The organism is Nocardioides ultimimeridianus, from assembly GCF_054777895.1.
On the sequence record NZ_BAAHAB010000018.1, the window covers coordinates 1 to 1965 of the forward strand.

The window sequence follows — 1965 nt, forward strand, 5'->3', positions numbered from 1 at the left end:
CGAAGCCGAACCCATCACCACCGACGACGGCACCATCATCGGCGAGCTCTACTGGCACTGACGCAGGTACAACCGGCTGTTGTCGGCCCTACGTCATCCAGTAGACGGTGGCGATGTCGATCCACTGCGGCCGCTCCGTGCCGGCGGGGGACGTCGCGCCGTTGTCGTGGTACGCCAGCACCTTCCACTGTCCGTTCACCTTGCGGAACGTCGGTCCTGCCCCGCCGAGCAGGATCCACCCGGGTTCGCCGTCCTGGGACGGATCGCCACACCCGTAGATCGCTCCGGTGCCCGGTGGGGTGAAGCCCCATGCTCCGCCGATCCGGAAGGTGCAGAGCTGACCGTCGGTCAGCTCGATCCCGTACGGCGAGGGGTTGCTCGGGCGCGGCATGTTGCGTCGGAAGCCGGTCACCTGCACTCGCCTGATGACCCGGGACCACGGCGACGACAGGCAGAGCATGCTCGTGGTGCTGGGTCCGTCGTTCCAGCAGGCGTAGGTGTAGTCGGCAGTCGAGCCGCACCAGTGCGTGTTCACGGTCCTGGCGACGGGCGACCCGCGGTCGAAGCTGCAGTCCTCGGACGCCTCGCCGTAGGGGTCGTAGTCCTCGATCGCATACCCCGGCTTCAAGGTGCCGTCGGCGAACCAGGGGTCGACGTCGTACTCGACGGTCTTCCCCGACCCGGGTGGGCTGGCGGCCGGTGTGCCCGGGCTACCCACCGGCACGACCTCGTCGACCGCTCCCGCGATCTCGCGGCCGCCTGCATCGGGATCGCCCACCCACAGCTGGGTTGAGTAGGCCATGACCGTCGTCTGCCACAGCGAGAGCAGGCGTCCGTCGTGGCCGGGCGCCGCCCAGGTGGCACCGTACGCCGGCCCGTCCTTCAGAACGGGTGCCGTCGACGTCCATGTCCCGTACGAGGGCGGCTCGGAGGTGAAGAGCTCGGCGGGTGATGTCGAGGAGTCGTCCGAGCACGACGCGCCGCGCTGCCAGCTCACGGCCAGCGCGTCGCCCTGGAACCCGACATGCGCGAGCGAGTCGAACGTCGTCGAACCGGATGTCTGCCGGGTGGGTCCGCCCACCCAGCGCACCCTGGGTGCGGTCGTGGCAAGATCGATCACGGCCAGCCTTCCTGGGTCGCAGCCGTCGCCCGCTGCGACCGTGAGCGCCGCGTAGCGCCCGTCGTCGGATCTCGCCGAGGTCACCGCGAAGCCGTCGTGGAGCGTGTCGAGCCGCTGGGTCTGTCCGGTCGCGAGGTCGATGCGGACGAGGTCCGAGTCGATCGTGCTGTCGCCGGGACGGCCCGGGAGGGCGGCGTACACGTCCTCCCCGAGGACGCTCAGCAGCCGGGCCGCGTAGCCCGTGTCCCACCGCGGGTTCTTCGGCGGCGTCCGGGTGAGGGCGACGTCGGCGGTCGAGGAGGGGGCGGCGCCGCTGACGTCGTACGTGACGAGCCTCCAGCTCGTGGTCAGGACGAGCAGGTGCCCGTCGGTCGTGAACATCACGTCGAGGCAGCTGCAGGCGAGTGAGTGCTGTTCTGCCGGGTCCGCCCCCGACGCGACGACGAGATGGGCGCCGTCGGTCGCGGCCAGGGCGCGGCCGTCCGCCGACGCCGCGAGCCGGATGTCGCGCGGGCCCCGCGAAGCGTCCGGGGCCACCCGGAGACCACGCAGGGGGACGGAGGCGCCGGTGTCGGTGGCGACGAACGCCTGCGAGGCACGGTTCGTCGTGTAGTCCGGTGAGGTCGAGTACGCCGCCAGCACCGCGGGCTCGAACGCCGCCGGCGCGGCGTGGTGCTCGTGGGTGGCGACGTACGCCGCACCGCCGCCCCCGACCGCGGCGACGGCCACCGTCCCGGCCACGATCGCGGCCTTCGCGCCGCCGAGCGCCGTCGTGGTGGTCGCGGTGGTGGCTGCGGCCGACGAGCCGCCCGCCCCACCGGCCGCTCCACCGGCCGCCGCGTGGG

At 72.3% G+C, this 1965-nt stretch carries 1 protein-coding gene; it reads right to left on the reverse strand.

Annotation, left to right across the window (positions count from 1 at the left end):
* Positions 1-88: 88 nt before the first annotated feature.
* Positions 89-1965 (reverse strand): hypothetical protein (locus ACYU8V_RS16895; RefSeq protein ID WP_460849006.1); only part of this gene is annotated, 1877 nt, incomplete at its 5' end.